Below are 15,210 nucleotides of genomic sequence, written 5' to 3'. Positions count from 1 at the left end.
AGAGTCTCAAGGCGTGATCGATCTTAAGAGTGTGCGCGAAAACCCTGACCACGTTCGCCAATCCCAGGTCGCCCGAGGCGAAGACCCGGGCTTGGTAGATCAGCTGCTGGCCGCCGACGAAGCCCGCCGTGCCGCCATCCAGACGGCTGATGAGCTGCGCGGAGAGCAGAAGGCGTTTGGCAAGAAGATCGGCCAGGCGGCACCCGAGGATCGTCCTGCGCTGCTCGAGGGATCGAACGAGCTGAAGCACCGCGTCAAGGAAGCCGAAGCCGCCGAGGCTGAAGCCGCTGAAGCGGTCGCGCGACTGCAGGTGGCTATCCCGAACCCGATCCAAGGCGCGCCGGCCGGCGGCGAGGAGGACTTCGAGGTCCTCGAGCACGTCGGCGAGGTTCCCGAATTCGACTTTGAGGTCAAAGACCACCTCGACCTGGGCGAGGCGCTTGGCATCATCGACATGGCCCGTGGCGCAAAGGTCGGCGGCGCGCGCTTCTACTACCTGGTCGGCGACGGGGCCTGGATGCAGCTGGGCATGCTCATGCTCGCAGCTCAGAAGGCGCGTGAAGCAGGATTCAAGGTCATCGTCCCGCCGGTGCTCGTGCGCCCGGAGATCATGGCCGGCACCGGCTTCCTCGACGAGCACGACGAGGAGATTTACTACCTCGAGCGCGATGAGCTCTACCTCGTGGGCACGTCCGAGGTGGCGCTTGCCGGTTACCACCGAGACGAGATCATCGATCTCTCAGATGGTCCTCTGCTTTACGCCGGGTGGTCGAGCTGCTTCCGTCGAGAAGCTGGCTCTTACGGCAAGGACACGAAGGGCATTCTGCGTGTCCACCAGTTCGACAAGCTGGAGATGTTCGTTTACTGCAAGCCCGAAGATGCCGAGGAGATGCACCAAAAGCTGCTCGGCCTCGAGCGCGAAATGCTCGAGCAGGTCGAGGTGCCGTATCGCATTATCGACGTCGCGGCCGGCGATCTCGGATCTTCCGCGGCGCGGAAATTCGACACCGAGGCGTGGGTGCCGTCTCAGAACACCTACCGCGAGCTGACCTCGACCTCGAACTGCACCACGTTCCAGGCGCGCCGCCTGAATACCCGCTACCGCGACGCGGACGGCAAGACGCAGACCGCGGCGACGCTCAACGGCACCCTGGCCACCACGCGCTGGCTGGTGGCCATCCTGGAGAACCACCAGCAGGCCGACGGCTCCGTCGTCGTGCCCGAGGCGCTGCGTCCGTGGGTGGGCAAGGACGTGCTGACACCGTGAAAACCTACCTGGGCTTCCACGTCCCGGACGACTTCGAGCCGGTCCCGGACCACCCGAGCGAATCGCGCGAAGGGCTCTACCCGGCCACGGTGCGCATGGCGCGGCGTTTTCTGCACGTATCCAACATCGACGTTACGGTGTACGGCACCGAGCACATCCCGGCAACCGGCGGCGCGCTGCTCGCCGGTAACCACACCGGCTACTACGACTTCATCCTCGCCGCCGTCGGACCGCACCTGCGCGGGCAGCGCCTCGTGCGCTACATGGCGAAGAAGAGCGTCTTCGACGTCAAGCTTCTCGGTCCGATCTTGCGCAGGATGCGCCACGTGCCGGTGGATCGCAAGCGCGGCGGCTCCTCCATCGACGCTGCCGTGCACGAGCTTCAAGACGGCATGCTCGTGGGCATCTTCCCGGAGGCGACGATCTCGCGCTCCTTCGAGCTCGCGAACTTCAAAACCGGCGCCGCGCGCATCGCGTACGCCGCCGACGCGCCGCTCGTCCCGTGTGTCATCTGGGGCTCGCAGCGTCTGTGGACGAAGGACCTGCCGAAACGCTTCCGCAACGTGCCGGTGATCATCCGCTATGGCGCGCCCGTGGAGCTCACCGGGGACGCCGAGGCCGATACCGCGCGCTTGAAAGCCGACATGCAGGCGCTTCTGGACACCACCCGAGCCGAGTACGCCGAGGCCCACGGCTCCGGCGAGGGCGAGGCGTGGATGCCGGTCGCGCTTGGAGGCACCGCCCCGACCGTCGAGGAGGCGGACGAGATCTACCGCCTTGAGCGCGCGGCTCGGGAAGAGAAGAAGGCGAAGAAGGCGCGTCGGAAGGGGCGTCGATAAGCGAAATGCCCCCGAAACTGATCATCAGCGACATTGATGGAACCTTCCTGAACTCCCAAGGTCGCGTCACCCCGCGGCTGCGCGACGTGGTTGCGCGGGCTGTGCGAGCTGGAGCTTTTTTCGGCTTAGCGACGGGTAGGCCGCATCGATGGCTGCTGCCGGTGCTGGACCAGCTGCCGTTTGCCCCGCCGTGCGTGTGCGCGAACGGCGCGGTGGTGTACGACCCGGGGAGCGACACCGTGCTGCGAGCGTTTGAGCTGGCGCCGGACACGATGGCGTCGGTGGTCAGTGAGGTGGAGCGGGTGCTGCGCGGCGTGGAGCATGGCTACGGGGTGGAGCGAGTGGGGCAGAGTGCGCTGGATCCGGAGGACGAGTGTTTCCTGATCACGCCGAGCTACAACCGCGACGCGTGGGATTCGCGATTCGGGGTGGTGACGGTGCAGGAGCTGGTGTCTGTGCCTGCGGCAAAACTACTGGTGCGCTGCCCGGCGATGACTTCTGCGGAGATGTTTGAGCTGGTCGCGCCGGTGGTTGATCCGGATGAGGCGCACGTGACGTACTCGATGGATGAGGGGCTGCTCGAGTTCTCGCAGCCCGGTGTGAACAAGGCGACCGGGGTGTCGGTGCTGGCGGCGCAGTACGGGGTTGCGCCGGAGGAGATTGTGGCGTTCGGGGATATGCCGAATGACCTGGAGATGCTCGCGTGGGTGGGCATGGGCGTGGCGATGGCGAATGCTTCGCCGGTGCTGCTGGACGCCGCTGATCACGTCACGGTGTCGAACGACGAGGATGGCGTGACGGCTGTGCTCGAGCACTGGTTCTGAGCTGTACCAGGCCAATGAGCGTGAGGAGCTGGCCGAGCGCGGCGACGGCGAAGATAAAGATCATTAGCCACGGGTTGGGCCAAAAGAACCGAACGAACAGGTAGAACCCTGTCCCCAGTGCCCAGGATGCGACGTGGCCGAAAGTCATGAGTTTCGCTGGGTGGCTCCAGCTTCTAGCAATGCCGCGCATGCCCAGCCCAATCACCGCGCCGACCAATGCCGCCACCATGAACGCTATGCCTGGGATGAGATAAAAGATGGAGAACTTCTCGTCCAGGTCGATATAGGTTCCAGTTGCCAACGACCATGCCATCGACACGACGACGTACGTGACCGCGACCGCTGCTCCAGCGACGGAGATCACGGAGATCACCGCGAGCGTCTTTTCCGCTGCGTTGGTTGCACTCATAGCTGCGATGGTAGTGCGGTGCTTACGCCGGGCGCGTCGCCGGCACGGGGTACATCTCGAGCAGTCGCTTGAGTTTTTGGATGAACACACCCGACGTCACGTCCTTCCAGGTCACTCGCAGCACCACAAAGCCGCGGTTCTGCAGTTCGCGCTCCCGGTGGCGTTCCGAGCGGGTGATCGTGTCCTCGTCCCCGTACTCGCCGCTCGTCTTCACGGCTCCATCCGCCTCGATGGCGATGAAGCCGTTCAACAGGACGTCGACAATAGCTCTGGTCTGCTCCCCGTACTGATCGGTGATGGTGAAGGCGACCTGGTGCTCGATGGATTGGATGCCGGTGAGCGTGCCGTCCTGCATAGCCTGCAAGATCGCGTCGCGCACGAGCGTTTCGAGCGGGCTTTGGCAGGTGTCGCAGGAGTAGCGGATGAGAGCTTCGAACTCTCGAATTCCATTGCCGCGGGTGATGTTTGAGGTGCGGGAAAGTAACTCTTTCACCGAGAGGTCTTTGTGCTTCCAACGGGCGGACTCGATCTGCACGAGCGCCTCGGTGCGTCCGTGGTACCGGTACGAGTCGAATAGGCACCGCGCAAGGCTAGCCACGCGAAACCCGTGGTAGTCGCTCACTTCCTGTTCGGTAATTTTTGCGCTGCGGTAGACGCGGTCGGGGTAAGGCCGCTGTGTGCCCCATGAATTCGAGCAGCCCGGTAGTACGAGGTCGACCTGCTCTATCCAGGAATAGGTGGATAGTCCTAAGAGTCTCGCCCCCGCTGGGCCGGTAATCACAGCTTTTCTTGTTGCAATGGCGACCCGATCGATGAGCTTGAGTTCCTGTTGTTTACGTTTCGCTATTTTCGAAGTAGATGTCATAGCGCGATGATGGACTAGTTTTGTCGGAAATGGAAGCCCCTGTGTCAGCGCTGCGGATAGCCCGGTGGATAACCCGGTTGTAGAGGGGTCCGAAACTGTGGAAGGTGAAAGCCCAGGTCGCCTCGCCGCTATCCATCGACCCCTCTACAACCAATGTAGAAGGGTCGAAGAATGACCGTGGAAAACCCCAGGTCGAGTTCTGGCGGTACTTCGACCCTTCTACAAGAGGGGATCTGAGCACAGGAGAACGCGCTGAATACAATCGCGACATGCAGCAAAACGCCGCGAAGTCGCAAGCGAAGCCACAAGCCAAGCACAACGGCGCGAAGTACATCGCCGCGATTGACCAGGGCACGACGTCGACGCGCGTGTTCATCACGGACACGGACGGCAACGTCGTCTCGCACGCGCAGTTCGAGCATCGCCAGCACCTGCCTCGCCAGGGCTGGCTGGAGCACGATCCGGTGGAGATTTGGCGCAACACCCGCCGCGCGATCGTCGAGGCGCTCGCGGACATCGACCTCGCGGACGAGGACATCAGCGCGCTCGGCATCACCAACCAGCGCGAAACCGCGGTGATCTGGGAAAAAGCAACGGGCCGGCCGATCTACAACGCGATCGTCTGGCAGGACACTCGCACGAACCCGCCCGACTCGCGCGACCAGTACAGATACCATGAGCAAACCGGTCTGCTGCACAACTCATACCCGGCCGGACCGAAGTGGGCATGGATCCTCGACCACGTCGACGGCGCCCGTGAGCGCGCCGCAAACGGCGAACTCCTCGCCGGCACGATCGACACGTGGCTGATCTGGAATCTCACCGGCGGCGCGCGCGAGCCGCACAACGCGCTGCACCTCACGGATGTCACCAACGCCAGCCGCACCCTGCTCATGGATCTCAAATCACTCGAGTGGAGCAGTTCGCTTTGCGACGACCTGCGCGTACCCCAAGAAATCTTGCCCCAGATCAGGCCCTCGATAGGCAGGTTCGGCGCCGTGCGAAGCCGCGGGCCTCTGGCAGGGGTCCCCATCACCGGTGTGCTCGGCGACCAACAGGCAGCGCTGTTCGGCCAAAACTGCCTCACGCAGAACGACGCGAAGATGACCTACGGCACTGGCCTGTTCATGCTGCTCAACACGGGTCAAACACCGGTGCATTCGGAGACGGGCATGCTCACCACGGTGGCGTACCAAATCGAAGACCAACCCGCGGTGTACGCGCAGGAGGGCTCAGTCGCGGTCGGTGGTTCGCTGATTCAGTGGCTGCGCGACCAGCTCGGCATCATCAAGACAGCGGCGGAGACGGAAACGCTCGCAGCGCAGGTAGAGGACTCCGGCGGCGTCACCATCGTGCCGGCGTTTTCTGGGCTGTTTGCCCCGCGGTGGCGTCCGGATGCGAGGGGGATCATTTGTGGGCTGACACGCTACGTCGATAAGCGACACATTGTTCGTGCGGCGCTGGAGGCGACCTGCCTGCAGACGTTCGAGGTGGTGCGGGCGATGGGTGGCGACCCGAGCGAGCTGAAGGTGGACGGTGGGATGACCGACAATGACCTGCTCATGCAGATGCAGGCGGACATCCTGGGCGTCGATGTGGCGCGGCCCGAAAACATTGAGACGACAGTGATGGGTGCGGCCTCGGCGGCAGGGATGGGAGCCAAGCTTATCGACGCCCCTTTGCCGCTGGGCCCGATCACAACGTTTGAAAGCGAAATGGCCGGCCCCGATCGGGACCGGCTCATTGCGCAGTGGGAGGACGCGGTAGAGCGCTCCTACGGTCAGGTCTAATCAGTGATGATGTTCACCGTGTTCTCGGACGGGGTGTAGACGATCGCGCCGCCTTCGAACTCCATCTTCACTTCATCCAGGTCGCCTGCGTTACCGGTGCTGATGATCTGCGAGGTAGGCAGGCCCAGCGGGCCGAGGTCGAGGCCCTGCTGCAGCCACGCATCGGCGATCTCGCCGACCATGGTGAAGATCTCGCCGGAGTTGTTCTGCACGCCGATGCCGCTCTCGTAGAACACCATCTCCGAGCCACCGATGCCGGCTCCCGTGCCGACGATATTGCCCAGCGCTGGTTCGAACTGGTACCACACGTCCGCCACCTCGGAGCTGCCGACGAACTTCAACGCCGGGCCGATGTATGGGGCGGCATCCTTCACTGTCAGGCCGGCGATCAGTTCTTGGCCTGCGACGTTCTTGATGGCGTCGTCAAGCAAACCCTGCTTGGCCGCGTAGACGAGGATGACTCCTGCGACCGTGCCCGCAGCGGTGGCGATGGCGGTGGCGTCGCCGGCGAGCAGGTCGGAGAGCAGCTGGGAATCGGCGGAGCTGGTCTCGCTGTCGCTGTTGTTGGTGACCGTGGTCTTCGAGCCGTTTTGGTTGGTCACCGTCTCAGTGCGGGTCTGGTTCTGGTTCTGGTTCTGGTTCTGGTTCTGCTTCTGGCTCTGTTTCTGGCTCGGTGTGGTGGTCGCAGTAGTGGACGGGTTGGCGTCGGAGGTCTTCAGCGCGTTGTACTTCACCGCGGCGATGCGGCGGATGTCGTCCATCCGTGCGTACAGGTTGTCACCCGGGCACTGGTTGTAGTGGAAGTCGCGGTGCGCGTTGATGTTCGGGAACATCGCGCCTTGCCCCTGACCGTAGCGGGAGCCGCGGAAATTGAAGTCCGCGGCGTGGTAGCTCTGGCCCATCGGGTCGAAGCCGGCAACGGCGGCCTTCCATCCAATGATCTCGCCCAAGGACTGGATCGCCTGCTGCGACGGCGAGGTCTGCTGGTAGTCGCCCAGCACGGAAACGCCCCAGGTGTTGGCGTTGAAGCCGCCGACGTGCGCGCCCTGCACGGCACGGTCCAGGCCGCCAGCTCGGCCCTCGTAGATGTTGCCGTACTTATCGACGAGGGCGTTGTAGCCCATGTCGCCCCATCCCTGAGTCACAGCGTGGTAGTGCCAGATGCCTCGAACGATGCCGGGGGCCTGGGCCTCGGTGTAGTTGTTGGAGCCGGCGGTGTGGTGCACTGTCGCGGCCGTGACGGGCTCGGTGTAGGTCGGGTTGCTGCTCGAACCTGCGCCCCACGATGCGCGGGAGACCACCTTCGGCATACCCGCGGTGTACGAGTCGGCGACCATGTTGACGTCGCCTTCGGCGGTGCCGGTACCGCCGTCGATGAACACGGCTTCGAGGTCGTTGGCGGTGGTGGGGGCCTCGGAATCCGCGCGGCCGTCTTCAAGCATGTCGACGTTGCCGGTGGAGACCTGGACGCGCTTGGTCGGCTCGATGAAGATCGGGTCGGTGCCGGCCTTGAGCGCGCCAGCCGGCAAACTTGCCGGTTCCATTTCGTACCACTCGGACCACGTGCCGTCGGCACGCTCGGCGCGGACGTAGGCGACGATGTCGCGATCGCCGGTCCAGGTCAGCGCGAAGATGGAGAACTCGCGCTCGCGCTGGAACTCTTTGACCACGCGGCGGACCTCGGTGTCTTCGCCACCCTGGGTGCGCACGGCGGCGTCGTCGACGACGATGCTGTCGCCGCCGGCGAACGTGTCGGTGTCGGAGTAGACCTCGATATTCGCGGGTGCGACGGATTGAACCTGGAGGATGTTGCCGCCGCCGAATGCTGCGGTGGCGACCATGGCCACGGCGACGGTGGCTGCGCTAATGGCCGCCCATGCGGGGTGCATCCGGCGGGACGCACGGTTGAGGCTTCGGCGTTGGTGCACGGTATTACTCCTGTGACTGATGTGAGGTTAGTTAATCAATGTGCACTATAAACCACGTTGAACTCTCAAGCACATGTTGAGACTTGGCGTGTCGCGGTCCTTGCCCATGTATGCGAGACTTGAGCCCATGGCTTATGACCTCATCGTTGTTGGATCTGGATTTTTCGGGCTCACCGTGGCGGAACAGGCCGCCAGTGAGCTGGGTAAACGCGTGCTAGTGGTGGAAAAGCGCGAGCACATCGGCGGCAACGCCTACTCCGAAGCCGACCCGGAGACCGGCATCGAGGTGCACAAATACGGCGCGCACCTGTTCCACACCTCGAACGACCGCGTGTGGGAGTACGTCAACCGTTTCACCGATTTCACCGACTACCAGCACCGCGTCTTCGCGATGCACGACGGCACCGCCTACCAGTTCCCTATGGGACTGGGCCTGATCAACCAGTTCTTCGGCCGCTACTACACCCCCGACGAGGCCAAGGCTCTCATCGAGGAGCAGCGCGAAGGCAAGGATCCGGCCGAGGCGACGAACCTGGAGGAGCGCGGCATTGCGCTGATTGGCAAGCCGCTCTACGACGCGTTTGTGAAGCACTACACCGCAAAGCAGTGGCAGACCGACCCGACCGACCTGCCACCGGAGATCATCTCCCGCCTCCCGGTCCGCTACACCTTCAACAACCGCTACTTCAACGACAAGTACGAGGGCCTTCCGGTCGACGGTTACGCAGCCTGGCTTGAGAAGATGGCAGAGCATGAGCTTATCGATGTCCGCGTGAACACCGACTGGTTCGATATCCGGGACGAGGTCCGCGCAGATTCCTCCGACGCACCAGTGGTGTACACCGGCCCGGTGGACCGCTACTTCGACTACGTCGAGGGGCGCCTCGGCTGGCGCACACTGGACTTTGAGAAGGAAGTGCTGGAGACCGGCGATTTCCAGGGCACTCCGGTGATGAACTACAACGACGCCGACGTGCCGTACACCCGCATCCACGAGTTCCGCCACTTCCACCCGGAGCGCTCCGAATACCCGGACGACAAGACGGTGATTGTGAAGGAATACTCCCGCTTCGCCGAGGACAACGACGAGGTGTATTACCCGATCAACACCCCGGAGGACCGCGAGAAGCTGTTGAAGTACCGCGAGCTGGCCGCCGAGGAGTCCCGCGAGAACAAGGTGCTCTTCGGCGGACGCCTGGGCACCTACCAGTACCTGGACATGCACATGGCGATCGGTGCGGCGCTGTCGCTGTTCGACAACCACCTGCGCCCGTACTTCGAATCCGGCGAGCCGATTCACCAGGCCCGCGGCCACTAGGGGGTTGAGCTGGCCACCGGGGCCGCTGACCAGCTTGAGGTCTACAACGGAGGGTCTCGAAAGTAGACCTCAAGGGCAAGGGCCGCTTACCTCGGCGTGAACACTCGCGCGTACCCCGCGCTACCTGTTCAATTACGATTGCACGCCGTGACAGTCTTCCTCTCAATCATCGGCCTGCTGCTCGCTACCGTCTTCGTCGCTGAAATCGGTGAGCGCACCGGCCTGCCGTGGCCAGCGCTACTGACCGTCGCTGTCGCCCCGGTGCTCTTCATCCCAGGCATTGAGACGGTCAGTCTCGACACGGACCTCATCCTGCCGATCTTCATTCCACCGCTTTTGTGGTCCCTGGCCCGCCGCACGAGCTGGGGCATGATCCGCGCGCAAATGCACGTGGTGCTCGTCATGTCCGTGGCGCTGGTATTTCTCACCATCGCGGCGTTGACGGCAACGGCAATGTGGCTCATGCCGGGTATCGGTCTCGCAGCGGCGATGGTGCTTGCTGCGGCGATTGCCCCGCCGGATCCGGTGGCTGTGGACGCGGTCGCAGGACCCGCCGGCATTCCGAAGCGCATCACCGGAACGCTGCAGACCGAGGGCCTGTTCAACGACGCGGCGTCCATCGTCGCGTTCAACGTGGCGTTGGCCGCACTCGTCGCCGACGGGGAGGTCGACTTCAGCGAAGGCGCGCTGAACTTCCTATACTCCGCTGTCGTCGCGGTGATTATTGGCCTGATCGTTGGCCGTTTAGCGGCGCTGTTCGTCAACTCGGTGCATGATTCCGTCACCCGTACTGCGTTCACCTGGGTCTTGCCTTTCGCGATCTTTGTCGCAGCGGAGGAAATCCACGCGTCGGGTGTCATCGCGATCGTGATCGCGGCCGTTGAAATGTCCTCACGCGCGTCGTTCACCGCCGAAGACCGCCTCTCCGGCCACTCGTTCTGGGAAACGGTTGAACTGCTGTTCACCGGACTCGCGTTCGGCCTGATTGGCATGAGCGTGCGCGAGGCGATAGATGATGCCGGGACCATGGTCCTGGAGGCAATTGGCATCGGACTCGTGCTCTCAATCGTCGCGTTCGCGGTGCGTTTCGCCTGCATGTGGGTGCTTTACATGTTCAAGAAGCGGATGAACCGCACGGACGTGGCGCCGCTGCGCATGCAAGAAGTGCTGCTCATGACCTGGGCCGGCATGCGCGGCCTGGTGACCTTGGCGCTCGTGCTTTCGATTCCAGCTGGTACGACTGATTACCACCACGAGTTCTCCGTCATCGCGCTGAGCGTGCTCATGTTCACCATGGTGATCCCGGGTCTGCTCCTGCCGTGGCTGGTTGGCAAGATGAACCTCGATGCCGGCCCCGATGCCCGCGGCGACAAGGCCAACGCCGAGCTCAATGACCGTGCTTATGCGGCTGCGCGCCGGGCGGTGCAGGAGCACGGGCAGGAGCTTGCTCCCGAGTCTTACGCCATGATTCAGGATTGGCTGGCTACGCTCGCAGATCGGCGTACGGCTGATCCTGAGGGCGCGAAAGAACGTCGTGAAGCACTGGCTCGAGCTCGATTCGCGGCGGCTGAGATGCAGAAGATTGCGCTCGAAGCTGCCACCGCTGAGCTGCAAAAAGCTCGCACCGAGCGCCGCTACAACCCCGCCGATGTGGACGCGGTGCTGGATGACATCGACCGCATCGTGATCGGCAACGAACGGTCAGCGCTCGCCAGCCCCCGCCAGGTCATCGAAAGGAAAAGAGAAGCTTAACGACGCCCGCCTTCCACGCCATCCGCGTTCCCTTGCCCAAAGTTGCGTTGGTAGTGGGCGTCCCAGTCGTAGTCTTGGCTCATCTCGCCGCCGTACTGTGCATCGAACTGCTCATTCAGTGAGTCGAGTTCGATCTGGCGCGGATCTTGCGGGGTGTCGTTGGCCTGGATGCCGCGCACGATGAACACCGCCCCCGCTACTGCGCCGAAGATGCCGATGAACACGGCCGTCGAACCGCTGAGGAAGGTGAACGAGGCTGCCGCCAGGAGGATGAGCAGCGTGCCGAGGATGTAATCCATTGCGGGAGATCGCATGGTTTCGGAGTCTAGCGGGCCTTAGAGGTCGCCGCGGATCGTCGCAACGCTATGGGCAACCATGTAGATGCCGACGATGGCTGCAATCCACAGAAGCGTCACTTTCGCCTCGTACTCGAGGCGGGGGATGAGGCGCTCGAGACGCGGGAAGAACTTTGGGCCGAAAAGCAGCGCGAAAGTGGCCAAGACGACCGTGGGCACGATCATGATGAGGCAGTAGATGCCCACCGCCCCGGCCTTTGCCGCGGAGGGGATGTCCCAGCTGCCAATGATGCCCATGGCGGCGATGTACGGCAGCATGGTCGCCGCCTCGGTGAGGGATGCACCGAGGCCGAGGGCCACCATGCTCGGCACATTGCTTGTCGCTCCGGCTGCGCGTTTTGGTAACTGGCCGGGTTCGGGCTTGGTGGGGTTGGGGCCGAAGATGCCGAAGATCGCAAGGACCGCGCCCAGCGTCAACGTGATCCACGGGAAAACATCGGCCCGCGTGACCCGTTCGGCGACCGAGCCCAGGCCGGCGAACCCGAGGAGCATTCCCAGCCCGAGGAAGAAATACACCGCGGCAACGGTGAACAGGTACGCGGTCAGTGCCGGCACTCTAACGGCGCGCCAATGGACGATGAGTGCAAGGGGGATGACAAGGGTGCCCAGGCTCAGGCTGTCGAGCAGCGCCAAGCCAATAACGGGAATGGCCGAACCCATAGGACGCTCCGATTCTCTCGTACGAACGTATTACGCCTTACGAACGTACGAGAAACTAGACTGGTGCGCAACCATGAACGACTTTTCCCTGGATCATCAGTTTTCGGAATCGGCCGCGACCATCGCCGACGCGACCATCCGCATCATTGCGTCGCGCGGCCTCGATGCCGTGAGCGTGCGGGAGGTGGCGAAGGAATCCGGGTTCGCCGCCGGGTCGGTGCAGTACCACGCTCCGAACAAGGACACGCTGCTCGCGCACGCGTTCATCCGCTCTATCCAACGGCAAGGGGAGCGCGTCGACGCTATCGCCGACGAAGACGACGTGCTTGAGACTTGGGTGGCACGGCTCGCAGAGCTCCTCCCCATCGGCGGCGTTCGTTCTGAAGACGCCGCAATCTGGGTCACCTACGGCTCAGCTTCGGCGACCCGCGAGTGGATCGCGAAGCTCTACACCGAGGTGCTCGAGGATTTCCAGAACAGCGTGGTCCTGGCGCTCGGCGGCAGTGATCAAGCAAAGCCGAAAGCGCGACTAGTAACCGCGCTGATCAACGGCCTAACGCTGGACAACCTGCGCGTACCCGAATCGGAGGCCGACCGCATCGTGGCCGACCTCCGCGAAGGCCTGCGCCTCCTCTTCTCCGGTTAACCCCACCCAACCGTGAGCCAGTCGAAGTTTCCGTGCCCGAACCGTTACGCTTATCCACGAATGTTTCAGGGCCGGACCAAAAGAGCCGGAAACGGAAAGTGAGACTTGTGGAAAAGACCACGAACGCCGCCCAGACCGACCGCGTGCTCGCGCGTGTGCTGATGCCGAAAAAGGGCGAACCGCGCGACGTCCGCATGCTCTACCTCATCGAAGACGAGCACAATAAACAGCGTCTGAGCTGGTCCGACCGCACGAGCTTCACCATCCCCGCCGGCAACGAGGCCAGCTTCGAAACCTACTTCAACGCCTTCCCGGCAAGCTACTGGCGCCGTTGGTCGCAGCTCAGCTCCGTCCTACTCGCGATGGATGTCGAGGGCCGCGCCACCATCTCCGTCTACCGCTCGAAGCACGACGGCACACGCATCTCCGTCATCAACACCGAAGCCGCCGACGAGCACATCGAAATCCCGCTCGAGCTGCGCAACTTCGAAGACGGCGGCTGGCTCTGGTTCGACATCACCGCAGAAACCGATGCGCAGGTACGCAATGCGGCCTGGGTCGCGCCCCAGGACCCCAAGGAGCAGGTGCTTGACGACGGCACCGTTGTCCCACCCCAGCCCAAGCAGGTGGCCGTAGGCATCCCTACTTTCAACCGTCCTCGAGACGCCGTCAATGCGCTGCATGCTTTGGCCGAAGACGCGTATGTCGAGGCGTCGATAAGCCATGTGCTCATGCCGGACCAGGGCAACCAGCACCCTGCCGACGAACCTGACTTTGAGGATGCGGAGAAGAATCTGGGCGGTAAGCTGCGGATTTTCTCGCAGGGCAACCTCGGTGGTTCGGGCGGGTACTCGCGAATCATGTACGAGGCGCTGAACTCCACCGATGCGCCGTTCATTCTGTACATGGACGATGACATCGCGATCGAGCCGGACTCGATTGTGCGCGCGGTGCAGGCGGCGCGGTATGCCAACCAACCCATCCTGGTCGGCGGGCAGATGCTCAACCTGCAGGACCGCGCGCAGCTGCGCACCACCGGCGAGGCGGTGGACAAGGACATCTTCATGTTCCGCGCCGCGGAACACGCCGTCTACGACCACGACTTTTCCAAGTACCCGCTGGGCTACGTGGGCACCGAGCAGGAAGATCTGGATCCGCGCAAGACCACGTCGCGGGCGCTGCACCGCCGCGTCGATGTGGACTACAACGGCTGGTGGATGAACCTGTTTCCCCGCGTGGTCGCGGAGCAGCTCGGGCTGCCGCTGCCGCTGTTCATCAAGTGGGACGACAACGAGTACGCCCTGCGCGCAAAGGAAGCCGGCTTCCCGACGGTCACCTGGCCTGGCGTCGCGATCTGGCACATGGCCTGGGCCGACAAGGACGACGCGATTGACTGGCAGGCGTACTTCCACATGCGCAACCGCCTCATCGTGGCCAGCATCTACGGCCCCGAAGACCCAACCGCGATGCTGAAGAACATGTCGAAGTCCACCTCCAAGCACTACATGTGCATGGAGTATTCGACGATCGCCATCCAAAACGAGGCGATGAAGGACTTCCTCGCCGGCCCGGACCAGCTCTTCGACATCCTGGAGTCTGCGCTGCCGCGAATCCAGGCGATCCGGAAGGACTTTGCCGACGCGCAGGTTGTCGAGTCAGCTGCGGACCTTCCGGCGCCCACGGGCGCGCCGGGCGTGCCCACCCGTACGATCGGCGGCCGCCTGGCCAAGGTCAAGAAATTCCCGTGGGCGGCGAAGGCGCTAATGCACCTGCGCAAGCCGGAGAACCGCGACCACTGGAACGCCCCGCAGCTCAACCTCACCACGGAAGAAGCACGCTGGTACACACTCGCCCGCTTGGATTCTGCGACGGTTTCCACGGCAGGTGGCACGGGCGTCGCCTTCCGCAAGCGGGACAAGAAGCTTGCCGACGACCTGGTGGCGCAGCAGAAGGAACTGCGCGCGGAGATCAGTAAGCGCTGGCCGGAACTCAAGCACGCGTACCGCGATGCCCGTGGCGAGCTAACTAGCCACGAGAACTGGGGGAAGATTTTCGATGAGCAGTAAAGAAGCAGACTTCCTCGTCCAGCTGCAGGATGTCATCTACGCGCCGGCGACGGTCAAGACAGCCCGCACGCTTAGCCACTTCGGGGAACACGATTTGGGCTGGGTGGGCGTTGCTGCGGTGGGCGCAATCGTCGATAAGCAAAGGCGCAGGAAGTGGCTTGCCCTGGGGGCTGGGACCTTTGTGGCGCACGCGGCATCTGTGGTGCTGAAGCGTGTGGTGCGCCGACCCCGACCGGACGATGAGCGGATCACGGTTGGTGTGCGCACCCCGTCGAAGCTGAGTTTCCCTTCTTCGCACGCGACGAACACCGCGGCAGCGGCCGTCCACCTGCACGACATCACCGGGTCGAAGTGGCCCTACGCGCTCGTTCCGGTGATGATGGCCTCCCGTAACGTGCTCGGCGTGCACTACCCGACCGACACGCTTGCCGGTGCGGCGCTCGGCGCGGCTATTGCCAAGCTTGCGATTGAGGCGGAAAGGCGGATCTAG

At 63.5% G+C, this 15,210-nt stretch carries 14 protein-coding genes; 9 read left to right on the top strand and 5 right to left on the bottom strand.

The genetic code is table 11. The annotated features are described in order from the left end of the window. Positions 1–13: 13 nt before the first annotated feature. The 3 genes from serS to CGLAU_RS11450 are packed head-to-tail and all read left to right on the top strand — an operon-like array spanning position 14 to position 2,930. Positions 14–1,267 (top strand): serine--tRNA ligase, encoded by a 1,254-nt coding sequence (gene serS, locus CGLAU_RS11460; RefSeq protein ID WP_095661197.1) that lies wholly within the window; start codon positions 14–16, stop codon positions 1,265–1,267. Next, the gene (locus tag CGLAU_RS11455; RefSeq protein ID WP_232507119.1) at positions 1,264–2,106 is read left to right on the top strand and encodes a lysophospholipid acyltransferase family protein; all 843 of its coding nucleotides are present in this window, start codon (positions 1,264–1,266) and stop codon (positions 2,104–2,106) included. The genes serS and CGLAU_RS11455 overlap by 4 nt, the downstream gene beginning before the upstream one ends. A gap of 5 nt (positions 2,107–2,111) precedes the next feature. After that, a complete protein-coding gene (locus tag CGLAU_RS11450; protein WP_095660818.1) occupies positions 2,112–2,930 on the top strand; it encodes an HAD family hydrolase in 819 nt (272 codons plus the stop codon). Here the strand turns inward: CGLAU_RS11450 and CGLAU_RS11445 are convergent. Together CGLAU_RS11445 and CGLAU_RS11440 are read right to left on the bottom strand one after the other, a co-directional pair. Further along, positions 2,875–3,339: a hypothetical protein gene (locus CGLAU_RS11445; RefSeq protein WP_095660817.1), complete on the bottom strand. Its 465-nt coding sequence runs from the start codon at positions 3,337–3,339 to the stop codon at positions 2,875–2,877. The two genes, CGLAU_RS11450 and CGLAU_RS11445, sit on opposite strands and share 56 nt — an antisense overlap. Positions 3,340–3,361: 22 nt before the next feature. Next, positions 3,362–3,961 (bottom strand): hypothetical protein, encoded by a 600-nt coding sequence (locus CGLAU_RS11440; protein ID WP_095660816.1) that lies wholly within the window; start codon positions 3,959–3,961, stop codon positions 3,362–3,364. Between the two features lie 512 nt (positions 3,962–4,473). Between CGLAU_RS11440 and glpK the strand changes: the two genes are divergently transcribed. Next, positions 4,474–5,994 carry a glycerol kinase GlpK gene (gene glpK / locus CGLAU_RS11435; protein WP_095660815.1) on the top strand — a complete coding sequence of 507 codons (1,521 nt, stop codon included), beginning with the start codon at positions 4,474–4,476 and terminating at the stop codon, positions 5,992–5,994. Here the strand turns inward: glpK and CGLAU_RS11430 are convergent. Then, on the bottom strand, positions 5,991–7,922 hold the full coding sequence (locus CGLAU_RS11430; protein WP_232507118.1) for an N-acetylmuramoyl-L-alanine amidase: 1,932 nt from the start codon (positions 7,920–7,922) through the stop codon (positions 5,991–5,993). The genes glpK and CGLAU_RS11430 overlap by 4 nt on opposite strands. Before the next feature lie 127 nt (positions 7,923–8,049). Between CGLAU_RS11430 and glf the strand changes: the two genes are divergently transcribed. Then, positions 8,050–9,240, top strand: a complete 1,191-nt coding sequence (gene glf, locus CGLAU_RS11425; protein ID WP_095660813.1) for a UDP-galactopyranose mutase — start codon at positions 8,050–8,052, stop codon at positions 9,238–9,240. Between the two features lie 147 nt (positions 9,241–9,387). Further along, positions 9,388–10,992 (top strand): cation:proton antiporter, encoded by a 1,605-nt coding sequence (locus tag CGLAU_RS11420; RefSeq protein WP_095660812.1) that lies wholly within the window; start codon positions 9,388–9,390, stop codon positions 10,990–10,992. Here the strand turns inward: CGLAU_RS11420 and CGLAU_RS11415 are convergent. Together CGLAU_RS11415 and CGLAU_RS11410 are read right to left on the bottom strand one after the other, a co-directional pair. Next, positions 10,989–11,306, bottom strand: a complete 318-nt coding sequence (locus CGLAU_RS11415) for a hypothetical protein (protein WP_157731380.1) — start codon at positions 11,304–11,306, stop codon at positions 10,989–10,991. The genes CGLAU_RS11420 and CGLAU_RS11415 overlap by 4 nt on opposite strands. A 21-nt stretch (positions 11,307–11,327) precedes the next feature. Continuing rightward, positions 11,328–12,008, bottom strand: a complete 681-nt coding sequence (locus tag CGLAU_RS11410; protein WP_095660810.1) for a GAP family protein — start codon at positions 12,006–12,008, stop codon at positions 11,328–11,330. Between the two features lie 73 nt (positions 12,009–12,081). On the opposite strand from CGLAU_RS11410, the gene CGLAU_RS11405 reads away from it, so the two are divergent. The 3 genes from CGLAU_RS11405 to CGLAU_RS11395 all read left to right on the top strand — a co-directional run bounded on the left by CGLAU_RS11405 (position 12,082) and on the right by CGLAU_RS11395 (position 15,210). Then, a complete protein-coding gene (locus CGLAU_RS11405) occupies positions 12,082–12,654 on the top strand; it encodes a TetR/AcrR family transcriptional regulator (protein WP_095660809.1) in 573 nt (190 codons plus the stop codon). A gap of 107 nt (positions 12,655–12,761) precedes the next feature. Beyond that, on the top strand, positions 12,762–14,720 hold the full coding sequence (locus CGLAU_RS11400; RefSeq protein WP_269768545.1) for a glycosyltransferase: 1,959 nt from the start codon (positions 12,762–12,764) through the stop codon (positions 14,718–14,720). Beyond that, on the top strand, positions 14,710–15,210 hold the full coding sequence (locus tag CGLAU_RS11395; protein WP_095660808.1) for a phosphatase PAP2 family protein: 501 nt from the start codon (positions 14,710–14,712) through the stop codon (positions 15,208–15,210). The genes CGLAU_RS11400 and CGLAU_RS11395 overlap by 11 nt, the downstream gene beginning before the upstream one ends.

It is taken from the genome of Corynebacterium glaucum (assembly GCF_002287505.1).
Lineage (GTDB): Bacteria > Actinomycetota > Actinomycetes > Mycobacteriales > Mycobacteriaceae > Corynebacterium > Corynebacterium glaucum.
The sequence above is the reverse complement of the archived record's forward strand: the minus strand, read 5'-3'. Positions and strand labels throughout refer to the sequence as shown.

What these genes read in the sequence shown, in the direction of transcription:
- CGLAU_RS11450 (WP_095660818.1), top strand. Translation starts at nt 2,112, where the DNA reads ATGCCCCCGAAACTGATCATCAGCGACATTGATGGAACCTTCCTGAAC.
- CGLAU_RS11445 (WP_095660817.1), bottom strand. Translation starts at nt 3,339, where the DNA reads ATGAGTGCAACCAACGCAGCGGAAAAGACGCTCGCGGTGATCTCCGTG.
- glpK (WP_095660815.1), top strand. Translation starts at nt 4,474, where the DNA reads ATGCAGCAAAACGCCGCGAAGTCGCAAGCGAAGCCACAAGCCAAGCAC.
- glf (WP_095660813.1), top strand. Translation starts at nt 8,050, where the DNA reads ATGGCTTATGACCTCATCGTTGTTGGATCTGGATTTTTCGGGCTCACC.
- CGLAU_RS11415 (WP_157731380.1), bottom strand. Translation starts at nt 11,306, where the DNA reads ATGCGATCTCCCGCAATGGATTACATCCTCGGCACGCTGCTCATCCTC.
- CGLAU_RS11410 (WP_095660810.1), bottom strand. Translation starts at nt 12,008, where the DNA reads ATGGGTTCGGCCATTCCCGTTATTGGCTTGGCGCTGCTCGACAGCCTG.
- CGLAU_RS11405 (WP_095660809.1), top strand. Translation starts at nt 12,082, where the DNA reads ATGAACGACTTTTCCCTGGATCATCAGTTTTCGGAATCGGCCGCGACC.
- CGLAU_RS11395 (WP_095660808.1), top strand. Translation starts at nt 14,710, where the DNA reads ATGAGCAGTAAAGAAGCAGACTTCCTCGTCCAGCTGCAGGATGTCATC.